Origin of the sequence: Bacillus sp. ES1-5 (assembly GCF_022487605.1) — a bacterium.
Classification (GTDB): Bacteria; Bacillota; Bacilli; order Bacillales; family Bacillaceae_G; genus Bacillus_A; species Bacillus_A wiedmannii.
The window spans coordinates 357,402-376,312 of sequence record NZ_JAKVPU010000004.1 but is presented as its reverse complement, the minus strand read 5'-3'; the positions used below and the strand labels follow the sequence as shown (position 1 = coordinate 376,312).

The following is an 18,911-nucleotide window of genomic DNA, read 5'->3' as shown; positions in this document are numbered from 1 at the left end:
ATGGAGAATACTTCTTCTTCAAGAGAAAAGAAAAATAAAAGAAAATATAAAAAGACAATGATAATAAGTGTATTGTTAGTGGTATTACTATTTGGCGGAGTTGGATATGGTACTTATGTATATATGAAAACTTCTAATCTCGTACAAAAGTCTAGTTTGAATTTAGCGCGTGGTGAAAAATCACATTTACGTGAGGAAACTGTAAAGCCAATTGCAAACAATGTTTCACTTTTAATTATGGGAATTGATGAAAATCAAGAACGACAAAAGGAGTATAATGGTGCATTTCATACAGATGCACTACTGTTAGCTACTTTTAATAAAGATGATAAGACAGTGAAATTAACGAGCATACCACGTGATACATATACATATGTTCCGGTTGAAAAGAAAAAAGATAAAATAACGCATGCGTATGGAAGTGGTTTCGTTAAAAATGGTAAAGATGGAGGACCGCAAGCTTCAGTGGAAGCGGTAGAAAAGTTGCTACAGGTGCCCGTTGATTATTTTGTGAAGTTTAATTTTAATTCATTTACTAAAATTGTTGATGGGTTAGATGGGATTGAAGTAAATGTCCCAGTTGAATTTACGGAGCAAAATAGTAAAGATGAACCTGACGCAATCCATTTGAAAAAAGGACTACAAAAATTAACAGGGGAAGAAGCACTTGCACTGGCAAGAACGCGTCATATTGATAGTGATGCAATGAGAGGTCAGCGCCAACAACTTGTTATTGAAGCGATGTTAAGTAAATTAAAAAGTGTAGGCTCGATTACGAAGCTAGAAAAAATAGTTGAGGCGGTTGACGGCGATTTTAAAACAAATTTAGTAATGGATGATATTTTATCTTTTTATAAATACGGTTTAAATGGTTCAGTTGAAAAGATTCAATTAGGCGGAGATGATTTATATTTACCTAATGGTCCAAATGGGCAACGTGTATATTATTATAATCCTAATAAAAAAGATCTACAGAGTTTGAGTAATACGCTTAGAACACATCTAGGATTAAGTGAAAAGCAGATTGAGGAGAATTGAAGCAGGCGTAATGTCTGCTTTTTTATTTTTGTAGAAAAGAGGTTTGTTACGATATACATTATTTATTAACAATAATTTACAAGTGTTTTATAGTGTAGGGAGATAAAGACTATTAAATCAATACATAGAATTCAATGAGATATAGTGTTTCGAAAGAGTATGGAATTTTTATGAATATTACTGTAAAAAAATAATTTTTTAAAAATTTTCAATAATAACACTTTACAAAACTCGAAAAATTAGTAGAATAATAGTTAATAAGAATCTTCTGATAAATATATAAAGAAAAACAGAATTATCAGAAAATTTTTAAATGAGAGCGTTAAGAATTAGGGAGGGTACAGAAAGTGAAAAAGAAAAAAATGAAAAAACTAACAGCAGTTGTAGCACCAGTTTTAGCAATGAGTATGGCATTGACAGCATGTTCTACATCAGGTGGAGATAAGAAGACAAGCACAAATTCTAGCTCTGGCGGGGATAGCAAATCAGAAGAAAAATTAGCAGCGAAACAAGTGCTAAATCGAACAGAAACGAATGAGATTCCAACAATGGATACTTCGAAAAGTACAGATACTTTAGGTTCTCAAATGTTAGGGAACACAATGGAAGGTTTATACCGATTAGATAAAGAAAATAAACCAATCCCAGCTGCGGCAGAGTCAAGCACGAAGAGTGAGGATGGTAAAAAATATACATTTAAATTACGTAAAGATGCAAAATGGTCAAATGGTGATCCAGTAACAGCGAAAGATTTCGTATTTGCATGGCAACGTCTATTAGATCCAAAAACAGCTGCTGAATATGCATTTATCGCATTCCCGATTAAAAATGCAGAAGCAATTAGTCAGGGGAAAGCAGAAGTTTCTACATTAGGTGTAAAAGCGGTTGATGATCTTACACTTGAAGTAGAATTAGAACAAGCAGTACCATACTTCTTAAACTTAGTAGCATTCCCGTCGTATTATCCACTAAATGAAAAGTTCGTCAAAGAAAAAGGGGATAAATACGGTTTAGAGTCTGATACAACAGTATATAACGGACCGTTCGTTCTTACTGATTGGAAGCATGAGCAAGGCTGGAAACTGAAGAAAAACGATCAATATTGGGATAAAAAGACTGTGAAATTAGATGAGATTAACTTTAGTGTTGTAAAAGAGCCAGCAACTCGTGTGAATTTATACGATAGTGGCCAAATTGATTTCTCTCTATTGACTGGAGAATTCGTTGACAAATATAGAAATAATAAAGAGGAGTTTGGAACATATTCAGAACCAAGTACGTTTTTCATACGTTTAAACCAAAAACGTGGTGGGCAAGATACACCGTTAAAGAGCAAAAAATTACGTGAAGCAATTGCTTTATCGATTGATAAAAAGAATTTAGCGAATGTTATTTTAAATGATGGATCGAAACCGGCTGATTACTTAGTACCTAAAGGGCTAGCAAATGGACCAGACGGAAAAGACTTCCAAGAAACGTTTAAAAATGGTATTAAGCCAGATGCAAAAAAAGCAGCTGCTGCATGGGAAGAAGCGAAAAAAGAACTTGGAAAAGATCAAGTTACAATTGAGTTTTTAAACTATGATACTGGTAATGCGAAAAAAGTTGGGGAATATGTAAAAGATCAAATTGAGAAAAACTTAAAAGGTGTAACAGTAAACATTAAACTGCAGCCGTTTAAACAAAAACTAAAATTAGAATCGGAGCAAGATTATGATATTTCATATGGTGGATGGAGCCCAGACTATGCAGATCCAATGACATATTTAGATATGTTTGAATCTAAACACTCTCATAACCAAATGAGCTACTCTGATGCGAAATATGATGAAATGGTTAAAAAAGCCGGTGGAGAGTTAATGAGTGACGCGAAGAAACGTTGGGAAGAACTAGGGAAAGCTGAAAAATTATTACTTGAGCAAGATGTAGCACTTGTACCATTATATCAAAATGCTAGATCTTATGTAATGAAACCGACTGTAAAAGGTGTTGTTAAACATAACATTAGTCCGGAGTACAGCTTTAAATGGGCTTATGTAACTGAAAAATAATAAGTTAAAAAAGCATTCCGAAAGTAGACTACTTTTGGAATGCTTTTTTATTATGAGATTAAATTGTAAACAAACCAATAAGCACAAGGGGAATGCTACTTATATAGTAAATAGGAAGAATTTGTATAGTGGTAATTGTAAAAAAAAATTTACTATCACAAAAAAATAATTTTTAGAATATTTTAAAAATAACTTTACAAAACCTGAAAAATTAGTAGAATATTAATTAATAAGAATTTTCTGATAACTGGTTATTAGAAAATCTATCAAAATTAGTTTCGTACATATAATTGGGGAGGGTACAAAAATGAAGAAAAAGATGAAAAAGTTCACGGCGGTTGTAGCGCCAGTTTTAGCGATGAGTATGGCGTTGACAGCGTGTTCTGGATCTGGTGGGGAAAAGAAAACAACTACGACGTCTAGTGGTGGTGGGGAAGAGAAAAAATCTGAAATTAAATACGCAGCAAAACAAGTATTAAATCGTACAGAGAATCAAGAGATTCCGACGATGGATGTTTCAAAATCTACTGATACATTAGGTTCTCAAATTTTAGGGAACACAATGGAAGGTTTATATCGATTAGATAAAGATAATAAGCCAATCCCAGCTGCAGCAGAATCTAGTACGAAAAGTGAGGATGGCAAAAAATATACATTTAAATTACGTAAAGATGCAAAATGGTCGAATGGTGACCCTGTAACAGCAAAAGATTTCGTATACGGATGGCAACGTTTACTTGATAAAAATACAGCGGCAGAATACGCGTTTATCGCTTACTATATTAAAAATGCAGAGGCAATTAATAAAGGTGAAAAACCACTAACAGATTTAGGAGCAAAAGCGGTAGATGATTATACGCTAGAAGTAGAATTAGAAAAACCAGTGCCATATTTCTTGAACTTAATGGCATTCCCATCTTACTATCCTTTAAATGAAAAGTTCGTAAAAGAAAAAGGAGATAAATTCGGTTTAGAAGCAGATACAACGTTGTATAACGGACCGTTCGTTATGGCTTCATGGAAACATGAACAAGGATGGCAGCTAAAGAAAAATGATAAGTATTGGGATAATAAGACTGTAAAATTAGAAGAAATTAACTATAGTGTAGTAAAAGAAGTTGCGACGAAAGTAAACTTATATGATACAGGCTCAATTGATTTCACACTATTATCAGGAGAATTCGTTGATAAATATAAATCGAACAAAGAAGAGTACGGTGAGTATTCAGAAGCAAGTACATTCTTCTTACGTTTAAATCAAAAGCGTAACGGACAAGATACACCGTTAAAGAGCAAAAAACTTCGTGAAGCAATCGCATTATCAATTGATAAAAAAGGTTTAGCAACCGTTATTTTAAATAACGGTTCAAAAGCAACAGATCAATTAGTACCAAAAGGGCTTGCGACAGGACCTGACGGTAAAGATTACCAAGATACATTTAAAAATGGTCTGAAATATGATCCGAAAAAAGGTGCAGCAGCTTGGGAAGCAGCGAAAAAAGAACTTGGAAAAGATCAAGTGACAATTGAATTACTAAGCTATGATGATGGAACTGCGAAAAAAATTGCTGACTACTTTAAAGATCAAATTGAGAAAAACTTAAAAGGTGTAACGGTTAATACGAAAATTCAGCCGTTCAAACAAAAATTAAAATTAGAGTCTGCACAAGATTATGAAGTTTCATTTGCAGGTTGGAGCCCAGATTATTCGGATCCAATGACATTTATTGATATGTTTGAATCGAAGAGCCCGTATAACCAAATGAGTTATTCGAATCCAAAATACGATGATATGGTGAAAAAAGCGGGTAATGAATTATTGTCAGATCCGAAGAAGCGTTGGGAAACGTTAGGAAAAGCAGAGAAATTGTTCCTTGAAGAAGATGCAGGATTAGTTCCTTTATATCAAACAGGTAGAGCCTATGTAATGAAACCGAATGTAAAAGGAATTGTGAAACACAACATTAGTCCAGAATATAGCTTTAAGTGGGCTTATGTAACGGAAGGTAAATAATAAAAAAGAGCGTGTTTAAAAATAGATAAGTTATTTTTAACACGCTCTTTTTATATTCAATTAAATAGAGAAGAATAAGAAATGTGGTACTGACATATAGTAGATGGGGGAGAATTCGTATAGCAATAATAGTAAAATACATAGTTACTATAAAAATAAAATTATTAAAACTTCAAAAATGAGGGTAATTAATAGCGTGTTAATTGGTGAAAAGGTATTAATAATTATGTTCATAGAAAATCTCTCAAAGTTAGTTTCGTACATATAATTGGGGAGGGTACAAGAATGAAGAAAAAGATGAAAAAATTCACGGCAGTTGTAGCACCAGTTTTGGCAATGAGTATGGCTTTAACAGCATGCTCTTCTGGATCTGGTGGGGAGAAGAAACCGACTACAACGTCTAATAATGGTGGAGAAGAGAAGAAATCTGATATTAAATATGCGGCGAAGCAAGTGCTGAATCGTACAGAAACGAATGAAATTCCGACGATGGATACTTCAAAAAGTACAGATACACTAGGCGCACAAATTTTAGGGAATACGATGGAAGGTTTATATCGCCTTGATAAAGATAATAAGCCAATCCCAGCTGTAGCAGAATCTAGCACAAAAAGTGAGGATGGTAAAAAATATACGTTTAAACTACGTAAAGATGCAAAGTGGTCAAATGGTGATCCAGTAACGGCGAAAGATTTCGTATTTGCATGGCAACGTCTAGTAGATCCAAAAACAGCTGCTGAGTATGCATTTATTGCTTACTATATTAAAAATGCAGAAACAATTAATCAAGGAAAAGCAGAAGTTGCTACATTAGGTGTAAAAGCGGTAGATGATTATACGCTTGAAGTTGAACTAGAAAGACCAGTACCGTATTTCTTGAACTTAATGGCATTTGCGTCTTACTATCCATTAAATGAAAAGTTCGTAAAAGAAAAAGGGAATAAATACGGTTTAGAGTCTGATACAACAGTATATAACGGGCCTTTCGTTCTTACTGATTGGAAGCATGAGCAAGGCTGGAAATTAAAGAAAAATGATCAGTATTGGGACAAAAAGACTGTAAAACTAGATGAAATCAACTTTAGTGTAGTAAAAGAACCAGCTACTAGAGTTAATTTATATGATACAGGTGCGATTGATTTTGCACTTTTATCAGGTGAATTTGTTGATAAATATAGAAATAATAAAGAGGAGTTTGGCGCATATTCGGAAACAAGTACGTTTTACTTACGTCTAAACCAAAAACGTGGTGGGCAAGATACACCGTTAAAGAGCAAAAAACTACGTGAAGCAATTGCATTATCTATTGATAAGAAAGCTTTAACGAATGTCATTTTAAATGATGGTTCAAAACCAGTGGATTACTTAGTACCAAAAGGTTTAGCGAGTGGACCAGACGGTAAAGATTTTGCAGAAACGTTTAAGAATGGTTTAAAACAAGACTCCAAAAAGGCAGCGGCAGCTTGGGAAGAAGCGAAAAAAGAACTTGGAAAAGATCAAGTCACAATTGAACTGTTAAATTATGATACTGGTAATGCGAAAAAAGTTGGGGAGTATGTAAAAGATCAAGTTGAAAAGAATTTAAAAGGCGTGACAGTAAATATTAAACTGCAACCATTTAAGCAAAAACTAAAATTAGAATCAGACCAAGATTATGATTTTTCATATGGTGGCTGGAATCCAGATTATGCGGATCCGATGACGTATCTTGATATGTTTGAAACAAAAAATTCGCAGAACCAGATGAGCTACTCAAATTCAAAATATGATGACATTATTACTAAAAGTAAGACAGAATGGATGGCGGATGCAAAAAAACGTTGGACTGAGTTAGGAAAGGCTGAGAAAATATTACTTGAAGATGATGTAGCGCTTGTACCTTTATATCAAAATGGTAGATCATATGTAATGAAGCCAACTGTAAAGGGAATTGTGAAACATAATATTAGTCCGGAATATAGTTTCAAATGGGCGTATGTAGAAGAGAAATAATAAAGTGAAACCTTAATCAGGCTGCCTGGTTAATAGTGGGATAAGAAAAAAAGCATTTTCAAGTTGCGGTATTAGAGCACTTGAAAATGCTTTTTCTATGCACTTTTATTTCTTCCTCGAATATATAAAATAAAAAAGGGAGAATCCCATGGAACGAAATGCTTACATCGATTTCCTAGCTTATTACGGAATAGGGAGTGCTCATCCTGGTGGTTTTACGTTAACGAAACAATTGTTAGCACAACTACCTTTTCAATATGGAGCGAATGTCCTTGAGATAGGATGCGGTACGGGGAAAACAGCGGCGTATATGACAAAAGAGTGTGGTTATAAAGTAACGGCGGTTGAAAAGAATGAGATTATGATTCAAAAGGCGAAAGATAGATGGGCGTTTGAAGGACTAGACATTCAATTAATTGAGGGGAATGTAGAGCAATTACCTTGTTTGCATGACTCATTTGAGTTCGTACTCGGAGAATCGATACTCGCTTTTACAGAGAAAGAAAGGGTTATATCGGAGTGCTATCGTGTATTACAGAAGGATGGAAAGCTAGTTGTCATTGAAATGATTATTAATGCCCACCTTGGGAAGAGTGAAGAAGAAAAAATCGCCCGACTATACGGGATGAAAGAACTATTAACTGAGAGTGAGTGGGTACAATTATTTCAGAAAGCAAACTTTAAGCGGATTACCATTGCTGGTGGTAGTACAATTGCAGAAACAATCTCAGGCTATATAGAAGAGCCAGAATGGAATGTATCCTCGCATATTCCAAATGAATTATATGAGGCATGGGTACAGCATGAAAATGTACGACTTATGTACCAACATATTTTAGGGCATCGTATTTTTATATGTGAAAAATAAAGAAAGAGAGTTGACTAAAGGTAGTCAACTCTTTACTATGTTAAATGAAAAATAATGCAGCTAATGTAATTCCGAAGATGAAACCAAATCCGAGTTCAACACCCCAGCCACAACCGCCGCCTCCCCAGCCGCCACAACTACCGCAACCACGACCGCCACATCCACAGCCGCTGAATCCACCACCACAACCAAATCCGCAACTATCACATCTGTTAAGGCCCCCGCAAAGATCACAACCACCGTTTGCATATGCGTCATAGTATCCAAATCCTGTATCAAAAGATGAGCGCTGTTGCACCGGTTCAATCCATACAGAGCTGTTTGTCACATCAATTATTTTGCCTAAATGAATGCGACCATCACGATCTTCAATTCGAACGACTTTACCGAAATAACGTTGGCACGTATTGTAACATTTTTGTCTATGCATGTTCTTTCCTCCTTCCCCATTACAGTAATACGATATGTAATGGGGAGAAGTGCGGCTTGTACGAATGTCCTATCTATCATAATTGTTATAGAAAGGGGAAATATAGGAGAAGGATATATAAGGAGGAAAAGGCAATGAAATCTACAGATCAGTTTCAGATATACGAAGTACCGTGGGAAGAGTTTATTGAAGCTTTGCGAGAGGAAATGAAGAAGCAAGTTGGGGCAGACATTATTGATACAGTAGTTTGCAATTTAGAAGATGGTTTTGAAGTGTATACATATGTGCAGGGGGATTTGGATTTTGAATATAAGGAAGCGCTGGAAAGGAAATATGGGAGCGATGCAAAAACTCCTAATGTGTTAACGATTATGTTATTAGCTAGTATTTATAGTACAAGTGAAGAGAATTTACGCTTACATGCGGATAATAAAGATAATCCGATTGTTGAAGTGTATGTGAAGCAATAAATCAAACTTTTTAATATGTGTTTTCAATATGAAAAGTAGGAAAAGTCTGTTTTAAGTGTAGAGCTTAAACAGGCTTTTTTACTTATTTTATCGGGTAGAAAACGTTAGAAGGAATCATATTCAGTTTATATAACTGTTTACATAATAAAGTTATGATGCGTTAGTTGTCCTAAAATACAAGTCATATATCTTGTATCCTCTCATAAATTTAAACATAGGAATTTGTCTACAAAGGTGGCGAAGCCTCAGCATGAAAATTCGAATTTGTGCCACATTTATGTTGTTTCTATTTATATGGTTACATCCTTTTTGGACTTTTGCAAAAGGAGAGGAGGCAAAGGAAAGGGTCGTTTCACTTGTATATGATGATTCGGGCAGCATGAGAAATAACGATCGCTGGAAATATGCCAATTATGCTTTGCAAAGTTTAGTTGCGCTATTAGATGAAAAAGATAAATTCTCTTATGTTCCAATGAGCAAGCCGAATGATTCATTAAACATTTCGTTAACGAAGGATAAGAGACAAACAGAAATTGAGGGAATTGGAGCATGGAAAACGTATTTAAATACTCCGTTTAGCGCAGTGGAAACGGCGATGCAATCTATAAAAAAGGAAGCAGATATAGATGGGAAACGTGAATTTTGGCTTATTGTTTTAACTGACGGGGCATTTAATGATTTAGAGAAAGATAAAGTTGACGGAAAAGAACAAATTACACAGAAGTTAGCACAATTTAAGAAGGATATGGATGCAAAAAAGATATCGTTACATCCAATTTTAATTACGATGGAAGAGGATTTAGGACAGCAAGAAAAGGCACAACTAAATACGTTTAAAGAAATATGGAAGAAAGAGATAAACGGAGTTACGATGCCATCTAGTGGAGAGGATGGTATTGTAAAAAGCGTCAATCAAGTAGCAGCGTTAGTTGCCAACCGTGATCCGTTCTCCTCTGTTGAATCGATTGTAAAAACGAAAGTATTAGGGAAGAAAGTAGAGATTACAACGCCATTTCCGTTAAAGCGTATGACGCTTGTACGACAATCGCCTTCTTTGTCTAATTATCAGGTCACACAAATTTCTAAACCATTACAATTACAATCTTCTTATTCCATACATGCACCAGGAGAAGCGAAATTATTCGGAAATATAGTTCATATAAGTACGGAAAATCAGGAAGTTATTAAACCAGGAACGTATACGATAGAAGTGGATCGAGATATTGAGAAAGAAGGCTTACAAGTACTAGTTGAACCGGCGCTTAACTATACTGTTTCTACTTATGACAAAGACGATAGTAGTCAAAAAAATGTGGAGAAAATGTACGAAGGTGTTACTGCTGTTATTGAAGCGAAGCCTACGGAATTACCAATCCAGTCTTCATATTTTCAGTCAGAAGTAGAAATAGACGGAAAACAGTACCCGATGAAGTGGGACGAAAAAAAACATGTATTTTACTACGAAACGAAGATCGATAAAGGGTTAGTTCGCGGGAAAGTTCATATGAACATAAAGGGGTTTTACAGACAGACGAAGGAATTTAAAATCGAAGTAACTGAAAAACCAAAATTATCATTGCAAACTATTACGAAAGATTATGAGGAAAAAGTAACGAATTTAGAGAATAGTAAACCGTTTATTATACAACCAAAGTTAGATGGTAAGCCGATGACAGAAGAAGCTGTAAAGAAACTATTAAAATCTACTGGTGTCACATCTAAACAATCAATCAACTATGAAATAAAACAACAGGATAATCAAATTTATATTTATCCTCGCCCTCATTACTCCGACACATTCAATTTTACAGATACCGGCACCGTAGAAGCTACCATCACTATACAAGATTCAAAATTACAAGAAGTAAAGAAAAATATATCACTTCATATTCAAAATGCACCGTTTTATGAAAAATATGCGCTTATTTTTAAGTTTGTTATTCCTATCACTTTATTATTGTTAATAGTAGGAATAATCGTTTTAGGATGGATTGTTCGTCCAAGATTTCACCGAAAAGCACTATTGTATTACGAATGGGATCAAGAGGTAGCGAAAGATTGGTTATATCAATCTGAGCCAGAATTACTTAAAAATAAATGGTGGAAGCACTATTTTGGTATTCCATTCCGAGCAGAAAGAAAGACTGTGCAATCCGTTACGTTTATAGCAAAGAAAGGATCGAAATCAATATTTGTAGCGAAAGAGTCACAAGTAGTAGGAATGATTATTGATGGGATGTTTATAACAGAAGATGAGGTTGGAATGGAACATAAGACGCTATATCCAAATGAACTTTTAGTAATTGATAGAGGGTATGGTAAAGAAATTTACAAATATGAATGTGAATAGTAGATAGGGAAAAGGAGGGAGTCTTATCTTTCTCCCCTCTTTTTAAACAAGCAAGAATAGGAAGGTGGTTCACATGACGTTACAAGTTCCAACGATATTAATTGGTTTAGGTGGAATCGGTAGTACTGTGACACATCAAATATATGAAAGGCTACCTGAGGAGCGCCGAAAAAAGGTAGCAATGCACGTATTTGATACAGATGTGAATACATTGAGTAAATTTGATCATATTCGAAAGTTTAAGACGCAAACGAGTTCTAGTAAAACACCAAGAGAGTATATTGCGGGAGATCCGACGATTCCAGAGTGGTTTCCGATGGACCCGACTATACTTGATAAACCACTGACAGAAGGGGCAGGACAGTTACGCGTCATTTCCCGTTTAGCGTTACTTGCTGCGATGAAAGAAGATAAATTGACATCCTTTTGGCAAGAAATCGAGAAGATTTTTCCGGTTACAAGCGATCAAACGGAATATGGAGTGCGTGTCATTATCGTAACATCACTAGCGGGCGGAACAGGTTCAGGGATGTTTCTACAAATTGCGTTATATTTACGTGAAATGCTTCGTAAAAAACTGCAGCATCACAACATTTTAATACGTGGTGCGTTTTTAATGCCTGACGTTTTAGTTAAGACGAGAACGGTTAGTGCGAAAGAGTTTGAAACGGTGCAAGCAAACGGCTATGCCTCGTTAAAAGAATTACATGCCATTACACTCGGTTCCACTGGAGAATTATCAAAACGCGGCGGTGTGACGATTGAATTAGAATATCGACCTGATCAAGTAGATGAAGACGGAAGAACGAATCATACGATTAAACAACATCATTTACCGTACAATTATTGTTTCCTATACGATTACGAAAATCTACATGGACACCATCTGCACAATTTATCAGATTATATGGAGCAAATGGCAAATACGATTTATTTACAGTTATTCAGTCCGATGTCTGCAAATCATTTTGCACAGGAAGATAATCAAATTCAGCAATTAGCAGAATCAAGCGGGAAAGGACGATATTGCGGGGCAGGAACGGCAAAGATTATTTATCCGTATGAGCACGTGTTAAAATATTGTGCTTTAAAATGGGCTGTGCAAGGTTTGGATGAATCGTGGCTTCATTTAGATCAATTGTTTCAAGAGAAGAAGCAAAGATATGATCAAGATGTAAAACGTGGGATGCAGCGTGAAAAGCCAGAGCGTGGGAAAAGTTATTTAGAAGACTTAGAACATCTTGCTACTCGTCCAGAACAGGCCCATATTTTCTATAGACAAATGTACAATGAAACGCGTGAAGGAGCAGAGGGCGGTAAAGTGGGTGTGGCGAAATCTAAACTGTTTTTAGAGGCTGTAGAAAGCTATGTACAGCGAACGGTGCAAAAAGATGAGGAATTAAACCGTCTGCAACACGAGTGTAAAATTTCGGCTGCAAAATTGAAAATGATGGAGCAAATGAAAGGTGAAGTAGCAAGGGTGGATCATGCGGTTCGTTTATATGCGTATGCGATTCCGAGCCGCGTACATGAGCATGTAACGACACTATTGTATGACATGATTGAATCAGACCGTTTTTCACCAAGTGGTTCTGAAGGGCAGTCCTATCAATTAAATACATGGTTTTTAAAGAAAACAGATCCTGTTCATCCAGTATCAGCTCGTTTTATGTTGTATGAAATTCGAAAGCAGTTAGTCGAGAAAATGAATCGACTACATGAAAATAATGAACAAAAGCGTAATTTAATTCAAAACTACGATAAGAAATTTAATGTAAGTAATATTGATGGAACAGTAACAGCTGTTCGCCGAGTAGAAATCGCGCAGCAACAAGGCTGGTTTGGAAAAATGATGAATAATCAGCAGCGTTTGTTTAAAAAAGAATTTGAAGATATTGTAACGCAGTACGTACACAAATTAAACGAGTATCGTAAAGAAATGCTATTAGAACTCGTTTATCAATCGCTTTATCAAGCAGTTAATAAAATGATTCAATATTGGGAAAGGTTTTTTGATAATTTACATGAAACGCGTGAAAATTTATTGTTTGAAATTCAAAAACGAAGCAAGGAATTTGAAGGGAAAACAAACCCAACGAATGTATACGTATTAGCTGAAGAAAAGTTGCAAGAAAAGATATGGCAAGATATGCAACAACATTTGAATTTAGGTGTATTACCGAAAGATATATCTGCGGAAATTTATATGAGTTTATACGGAGAATATTGCCGGGATGCGAAAACAGAAGAGATTCAATCGAAAAAGGTAGAAGACTTTTATCGTGAGCACATACTAAGTTATTGCTACGATGAATTACAAATACGCTATCGTGATAAATTAGAGCTGAATATCGTTGAGGCGTTACGAAAAGAGGCGGATTATAAGAAGCGTGATCGTGATGAATATGTCCGTGAAAAAATTGAAGACTTGTTCCATTTAGCAAGTCCATTCGTTCCGAAAGTTTCCCACCATAGGGAATTACAATATTGGGGTATACATCCATCCTTAAAGAAAGAACTGCAAGAAGAATTAATTCAAGAAATGTTTAAAGAAAAAGATACAGTACATGAAGCTTTTTCGCCATTTGAAGTCATTTGTTATCGTGCGCATTACGGTTTATCATTGCAAGACTTTCCTAAGCTTTCCTCAGGGCATATTGCAAATGGATTTATGAATGATAAAGGTGATTATTTTCAGTCTTACTATCGCCGTGTGAACAAGTTGAATAGTAAAAAGTCTAGTTTAACGCCACATTTAGATAAATACTGGCACTTGCCAGCCTTCATGCCAGACTTAAATGCAACGCAAACGAAGTTAGATTACGATAAATGTAATCGCGCTCTTCTATATGCGTATATGTATCGCTGGATTAGTTTAGTAGCTGTTGATGGCCAGTTCGTCTATCAATATAACGGCGTTGGACGTAGCTTCTTAATTCAGTCGATGGGGAAAAATATTTCAAGCGAAAGTTACAAATTGCACAGGGCATTGCTTCATAATCCATTTATTTATGAAAACATCTTGTCCAGATTTGAAGAAGAACAAGAAAAGGCGATGATACAAGGCGGACATTTATATACACATCCGTTCGTATTAGGCGCTCAAGATATTAGATGGCTGCGTAAAGAGCATGTCCATAATATTTTAGATATGATTTTAATGTACGACCGTGAGGCGAAATATGATCCAACGTTAGAAGAAACTTCTGATGAATTATTAAGATTGTTCCTTGATGAAATTGAGTTATATTTCCAAAACTACTACGGTACAGGTGCCGATATGGTGGCAAAGAAAGAAAAAGAAATGTTTATTAAACAATTGTGGGATCGTTCGTACGCGAAAGGTTATGTAGATCCAAATAGTGCTCCTTATAAAAAGTGGCAAAATTTATTAAGCGTTCATGATGAAGAAGAAACGCCAAAAACGAATGTATAATGAATGAAAAGGGAATCCTTAAAAGTGGCAATACAACTTTAGAAAAGAGGGATTCCGATGCCGTTTTTAGGAAGTGTATATCAAATATTTGGATTGTATCCAGAAATTTATTATGGAATGATTTCAGCCGAACTTGCGGAGCAACAAAGATTGGAACAAGCGGAAAACGAAGAACCAGAAACAGAAGTATAACTGTATAAGAAGCTTCAAAATAAAAATGATAACACGCTACTTACTCTTTACACGTATAAGAGCAAGTAGCGTGTTTTTACTATTTAATAATCCCGTTTTCTAAAATTTTAATAGTAGGAGTTACTTTCACATTAGCTTTTGAAAAGGCACTTGGCCAATCATCTTCGACAGTTTTCCATTCTTTATATTGAAATGCTCTCGCATAATCACCAAACCCGAATGGATCAAGTTGCTGTTTTTGAATTTTGTGGATTAACTCGTTTAAATCTTTGTTTAGTTGTTTTGTAATAAGTGCAGTTAATTTCTTTCTACCTTTGTCTATATCCATGTTGAATGTAAGTTCAGATACGGAAACTTTAAAATTCATTGCAATATTAAAGTTGAAGTGGTTATCGTGATAGCCTGTGTGAATGTCACGATTCATGCTAAGAACATTTATTGTTACGAAATCGTCGCCGTCTGTATCTTTTAGATGACTATTACTTTCAACTGAATTAGAAGGGATTTTCAGTGTAAGTGAAACGGGTATATTCGCTTTCTTTTGTAATAGAAGAAGAAGGGCACTTTCATATCGATTTAAAGACATTTTATAGATTCCGCGAGAAGTTAATAATGCAGAGCCGGTAACAAGAATATCTTTTTTACCTTTTTTTATTTCTGAGATAGCAGGTGTTATACCTTTATTAAAAGTTTGCCTATGGAATTCATGGAATGTCGTAAACGTGGTTCGATTGTATAGTTTGTTCGTATTAATTAAATCTGTTAAATATTCAGGAAGTGCAGGCTTATCTTTAAAATTATTATATATAACTGAGGAGATTGGACCGTCTACTGCAACCATGCGCATATTTCCAGTATTTTTAGGGTCACGATACCAAACATCAAGGTAAGGCATAGCTCCTTCTTGTTTTAAAAATTTCGTACTAAATAAAATGAGTTGTAACTTTTCTGTAGATACTAAACCGCTACTTGAACTATTAAATGTTGCTTTTGCTTCTCGAGGGGTATGTACTGTCGCTTCATGAGTTTCGTATTTTTTCTCCACATCTTCATTAAAAATAGGGTTTACGTGGTACACAATTAATTTTCCTTTTGCTTTTGCGTCAAACCCGTAAATTAAGGAAATGGATTGTTTTTCTAGGTCGAGCCGATCTCCTCCACATCCTGTTAAAAAGGTTATGAGAAAGCAAAATATAGTGAAAATAAGGCGTCTCATTTAAATTTTTCTCCTTTTCCAATGCTGATAAAGTGTCATGTATAAGAGAAATACGACTGGGAATAGAAAAACGATAAAATAACTTGCAGTTCCCCAAAATTCCCGCAATGCACTTATTTGATACGAGGATGGGATATAAAAAAATAAAACGAAAACACACCCGAATAATAAAAACCAAACAGGTAATGAACTCCCTTTTTTGTTAAGTAACTGATTGATTCCATCTGAAGCAGTGAAAATATAAGGAATGCAAGAATCAAAAATAATGAAGAGATAAAATGACAAAAAGATAATTTCAAACCGTTCCAGAAACGAAAAGTGAAATGGTGTAACAAGAGAAAGAGTGGGCCATAAAAACTTAGTTATACCATCTGGGCTAAAATACACGAAAGAAACGAACGTAACTTGCAGGTAAACGAATAAAGTAATCATATTTGCAATAACGATTCCTTTTTTTGCAGATGATTTATTACTGAGATAAGGATAAAGGACAAATGCAAACTCAAATCCGAGAAAGGCAATAATAGTTGATTTTACTGTGTTGAAAACTGGTAGCCATCCCTCTTTAAGGAGAGGAAGAAGATAAACCCAATGCCCGTCTTTAAGTGGGATAAATAATAGCAATGGCATCCAGAGTGTAAATAAGACAGTAAAAACAGCATAGCGGCTAATAATAAGAACACCTTTACATGCGAGCATAACCATTGGGATAGATAATAATATCATGACTAAAAACATTGGAGATCTAGGTAAAATCCAAATGTGAATAACGTATAAGAGGGAAAAAATCAAGGAAACAGCTGCAAGAACAGCATATAAAATCCAAAAAATCATTGCTACTCTTCCTAGCCACTTCCCAAGATAACGAGTTAGCATATCAAGTAAAGTATACCCGGGATGTGTTTCCATAATTTTCACAATACACAGACTGACTAAAGTAGTGATAGCGCATCCTATTATAATAGACATCCAGCCATCTGTATTCGCCCCTTGCGCAACTTCACGTGGCAGTGTAAGTACACCGAACCCTACTTGAACACCACTAATCGTTAAAATGTATTGAAATAAACTAATCTCCCTCTTTGCACGCTTTGTCACTTATCTTCCTCCGTTTCTTCTATATCGCGTTGTCGATTCTCTTGTTTTAAGTTAAGGGATAGTGGTCGTTTCTTCATTATTTTCCATGGTAAACGTACAAGAATGTCTTTTAAATCCGAAGCAAATGACGGAGAAAAAGGACTACCATAAGGAACACCAAGTGATTCCATAGAAAGAATATGGATGATGATAACTGCCATCCCGACCATAATTCCAATGACCCCAAACAAAGAAGCGGTTATCATCATTGGAAAGCGAAGAAGCCGAATTCCTGCTGACATTTCCATGTTAGGGATGATAAAAGAAGCGACTGCAGTAATAGATACGACGATAACCATAACATTACTTACTATTCCTGCTTGGACAGCAGCTTGTCCAATGACAATCCCTCCTACGACTCCAATCGTTTGTCCAACAGGACCAGGAAGCCGAACCGCAGCTTCGCGGAGCATTTCAAGTACTAGTTCCATCAAAAGTGCTTCTAATATAGGGGGGAAAGGAATTTTAGCTCGAGATTCTCCAATTGTTAACAATAATTTAAGTGGAATCACTTCATAATGAAAGGAAATCATAGCAATATAAAGAGCTGGAGCAAATATTGCAATAAATAGTCCGGTAAAACGAAGTAGTCGTATGAAAGATGGAATCATTGGTCGGAAGCTGTAATCATCTATCGTCTGAAAAAAAGATGAAAAGGTCATAGGTCCAATTAATACGCCGGGTGAGTGGTCTACAACAACAGCAATTCGTCCATCCAAAATGTGATGGGCTGTTGTATCAGGGCGTTCGGTTATTGATAATTGTGGAAAGAGAGTATAGGAATTATCTTCAACAAACCCTTCTAATTCTCCGGTAGTAATAATGGCATCCACTTTGATTGATTCGATACGGCATGCCATTTCTTGTACAACGTCTTCGTTTGCAACGTCTGCTAAGTACAGCAAAAAAACCTTTGAAGTAGCTCGTTCACCAACAGTGAATTCCTTCACTTTCAATTCGCGATTTGGAATATATCGACGAATAAGTGCAAGACTGTCGCTCGCTACTTCATTAAATCCTTCGTGTGAGCTTTTTATAGCAGTTTCTGTTGTAGGTTCTTCAATACTTCTTTTTGGCGCCGATTGCGTATCTAGTTCTAATGCTGTAAGTTGTCCATTTATAAATAAAATGCTTTTACCATGTAAAAGGGACTGTTCAATATCGGACCACTGCTGAACTTTCTTTATATTCCCGACTGTAACTGAGGATTCCCAACAATCATCTTCATTCCACTCTTTAAATAGCAGAGGGCGAAGAATATCAATGTTGATAACAGTTTTGTCTACAAGTCCTTCCATATATATAATTGCAGCTTCTTTTCCGTTTTTTAACGGAAAAGTACGTGTAATTAATTCTGGAATACCGCTAAAAAGTTTGGACAAGTGCTTTAGATTAATGGAAAGAGAGGGAGAGATAGATTTATTTAAAAGGTGATCAGCTTGTTCTTGTGCAGAGAAAGATTTTTCACCACGTATCCATTTATTAAAAGACCCCATTTGTTCGCTTACTCCTTGTTATGTTTTATATGGGTTATTATGGATAGTTCCGTGCTGACATATGCGTAGTTTAAATTTTATATTGTATATTTTTATCTTTAACGCTATAATTATAGTGTTAAAGATGGAATCGTGATATGACCTGTTATGAATCTATCGTTTTATTTATGAATAAATGGATTGGTATTTTAGCAAGATGTGCTAATAAACTACTCCACCAT

Annotated in this window: 13 protein-coding genes; 9 read left to right on the top strand and 4 right to left on the bottom strand. The window is 35.4% G+C overall.

Annotation, left to right across the window (positions count from 1 at the left end; all coding sequences use genetic code 11):
* The 5 genes from MKO96_RS16310 to MKO96_RS16290 all read left to right on the top strand — a co-directional run bounded on the left by MKO96_RS16310 (nucleotide 1) and on the right by MKO96_RS16290 (nucleotide 7,963).
* The gene (locus MKO96_RS16310) at nucleotides 1-1,038 is read left to right on the top strand and encodes an LCP family protein (RefSeq protein WP_087981483.1); all 1,038 of its coding nucleotides are present in this window, start codon (nucleotides 1-3) and stop codon (nucleotides 1,036-1,038) included.
* Nucleotides 1,039-1,385: 347 nt separating this feature from the next.
* On the top strand, nucleotides 1,386-3,089 hold the full coding sequence (locus tag MKO96_RS16305) for a peptide ABC transporter substrate-binding protein (protein ID WP_240588090.1): 1,704 nt from the start codon (nucleotides 1,386-1,388) through the stop codon (nucleotides 3,087-3,089).
* 307 nt (nucleotides 3,090-3,396) lie between these two features.
* Nucleotides 3,397-5,103 carry a peptide ABC transporter substrate-binding protein gene (locus MKO96_RS16300; RefSeq protein WP_240588089.1) on the top strand — a complete coding sequence of 569 codons (1,707 nt, stop codon included), beginning with the start codon at nucleotides 3,397-3,399 and terminating at the stop codon, nucleotides 5,101-5,103.
* Nucleotides 5,104-5,388: 285 nt separating this feature from the next.
* The gene (locus tag MKO96_RS16295) at nucleotides 5,389-7,095 is read left to right on the top strand and encodes a peptide ABC transporter substrate-binding protein (protein WP_240588088.1); all 1,707 of its coding nucleotides are present in this window, start codon (nucleotides 5,389-5,391) and stop codon (nucleotides 7,093-7,095) included.
* Nucleotides 7,096-7,243: 148 nt separating this feature from the next.
* Nucleotides 7,244-7,963, top strand: coding sequence for a class I SAM-dependent methyltransferase (locus tag MKO96_RS16290; RefSeq protein WP_240588087.1), 720 nt, complete (start codon nucleotides 7,244-7,246; stop codon nucleotides 7,961-7,963).
* 40 nt (nucleotides 7,964-8,003) lie between these two features.
* Here MKO96_RS16290 and MKO96_RS16285 read toward each other — a convergent pair whose 3' ends face one another.
* The gene (locus MKO96_RS16285) at nucleotides 8,004-8,393 is read right to left on the bottom strand and encodes a hypothetical protein (protein ID WP_087981478.1); all 390 of its coding nucleotides are present in this window, start codon (nucleotides 8,391-8,393) and stop codon (nucleotides 8,004-8,006) included.
* A 134-nt stretch (nucleotides 8,394-8,527) separates the two neighbouring features.
* Here MKO96_RS16285 and MKO96_RS16280 point away from each other — a divergent pair, with 134 nt between their 5' ends.
* The 4 genes from MKO96_RS16280 (at nucleotide 8,528) to MKO96_RS16265 (ending at nucleotide 14,841) form a co-directional block, all read left to right on the top strand.
* A complete protein-coding gene (locus MKO96_RS16280) occupies nucleotides 8,528-8,863 on the top strand; it encodes a hypothetical protein (RefSeq protein ID WP_064476959.1) in 336 nt (111 codons plus the stop codon).
* Between the two features lie 250 nt (nucleotides 8,864-9,113).
* Nucleotides 9,114-11,213 carry a vWA domain-containing protein gene (locus MKO96_RS16275; protein ID WP_240588086.1) on the top strand — a complete coding sequence of 700 codons (2,100 nt, stop codon included), beginning with the start codon at nucleotides 9,114-9,116 and terminating at the stop codon, nucleotides 11,211-11,213.
* A gap of 73 nt (nucleotides 11,214-11,286) precedes the next feature.
* The gene (locus tag MKO96_RS16270) at nucleotides 11,287-14,649 is read left to right on the top strand and encodes a tubulin-like doman-containing protein (protein WP_000175132.1); all 3,363 of its coding nucleotides are present in this window, start codon (nucleotides 11,287-11,289) and stop codon (nucleotides 14,647-14,649) included.
* A 57-nt stretch (nucleotides 14,650-14,706) separates the two neighbouring features.
* Nucleotides 14,707-14,841, top strand: coding sequence for a hypothetical protein (locus MKO96_RS16265; RefSeq protein WP_001116179.1), 135 nt, complete (start codon nucleotides 14,707-14,709; stop codon nucleotides 14,839-14,841).
* A gap of 79 nt (nucleotides 14,842-14,920) precedes the next feature.
* Here MKO96_RS16265 and MKO96_RS16260 read toward each other — a convergent pair whose 3' ends face one another.
* The 3 genes from MKO96_RS16260 to MKO96_RS16250 are packed head-to-tail and all read right to left on the bottom strand — an operon-like array spanning nucleotide 14,921 to nucleotide 18,690.
* The gene (locus tag MKO96_RS16260; protein ID WP_240588085.1) at nucleotides 14,921-16,057 is read right to left on the bottom strand and encodes a Ger(x)C family spore germination protein; all 1,137 of its coding nucleotides are present in this window, start codon (nucleotides 16,055-16,057) and stop codon (nucleotides 14,921-14,923) included.
* Nucleotides 16,058-17,155, bottom strand: a complete 1,098-nt coding sequence (locus tag MKO96_RS16255; protein ID WP_240588084.1) for an endospore germination permease — start codon at nucleotides 17,153-17,155, stop codon at nucleotides 16,058-16,060.
* The gene (locus MKO96_RS16250) at nucleotides 17,152-18,690 is read right to left on the bottom strand and encodes a spore germination protein (protein WP_240588083.1); all 1,539 of its coding nucleotides are present in this window, start codon (nucleotides 18,688-18,690) and stop codon (nucleotides 17,152-17,154) included. The genes MKO96_RS16255 and MKO96_RS16250 overlap by 4 nt, the downstream gene beginning before the upstream one ends.
* Nucleotides 18,691-18,911: the final 221 nt, after the last annotated feature.

Excerpts from the sequence above, each read along its gene's own strand:
- MKO96_RS16310 (WP_087981483.1), top strand. The coding sequence starts at position 1 with ATGGAGAATACTTCTTCTTCAAGAGAAAAGAAAAATAAAAGAAAATAT.
- MKO96_RS16300 (WP_240588089.1), top strand. The coding sequence starts at position 3,397 with ATGAAGAAAAAGATGAAAAAGTTCACGGCGGTTGTAGCGCCAGTTTTA.
- MKO96_RS16295 (WP_240588088.1), top strand. The coding sequence starts at position 5,389 with ATGAAGAAAAAGATGAAAAAATTCACGGCAGTTGTAGCACCAGTTTTG.
- MKO96_RS16290 (WP_240588087.1), top strand. The coding sequence starts at position 7,244 with ATGGAACGAAATGCTTACATCGATTTCCTAGCTTATTACGGAATAGGG.
- MKO96_RS16285 (WP_087981478.1), bottom strand. The coding sequence starts at position 8,393 with ATGCATAGACAAAAATGTTACAATACGTGCCAACGTTATTTCGGTAAA.
- MKO96_RS16280 (WP_064476959.1), top strand. The coding sequence starts at position 8,528 with ATGAAATCTACAGATCAGTTTCAGATATACGAAGTACCGTGGGAAGAG.
- MKO96_RS16275 (WP_240588086.1), top strand. The coding sequence starts at position 9,114 with ATGAAAATTCGAATTTGTGCCACATTTATGTTGTTTCTATTTATATGG.
- MKO96_RS16270 (WP_000175132.1), top strand. The coding sequence starts at position 11,287 with ATGACGTTACAAGTTCCAACGATATTAATTGGTTTAGGTGGAATCGGT.
- MKO96_RS16265 (WP_001116179.1), top strand. The coding sequence starts at position 14,707 with ATGCCGTTTTTAGGAAGTGTATATCAAATATTTGGATTGTATCCAGAA.
- MKO96_RS16260 (WP_240588085.1), bottom strand. The coding sequence starts at position 16,057 with ATGAGACGCCTTATTTTCACTATATTTTGCTTTCTCATAACCTTTTTA.
- MKO96_RS16250 (WP_240588083.1), bottom strand. The coding sequence starts at position 18,690 with ATGGGGTCTTTTAATAAATGGATACGTGGTGAAAAATCTTTCTCTGCA.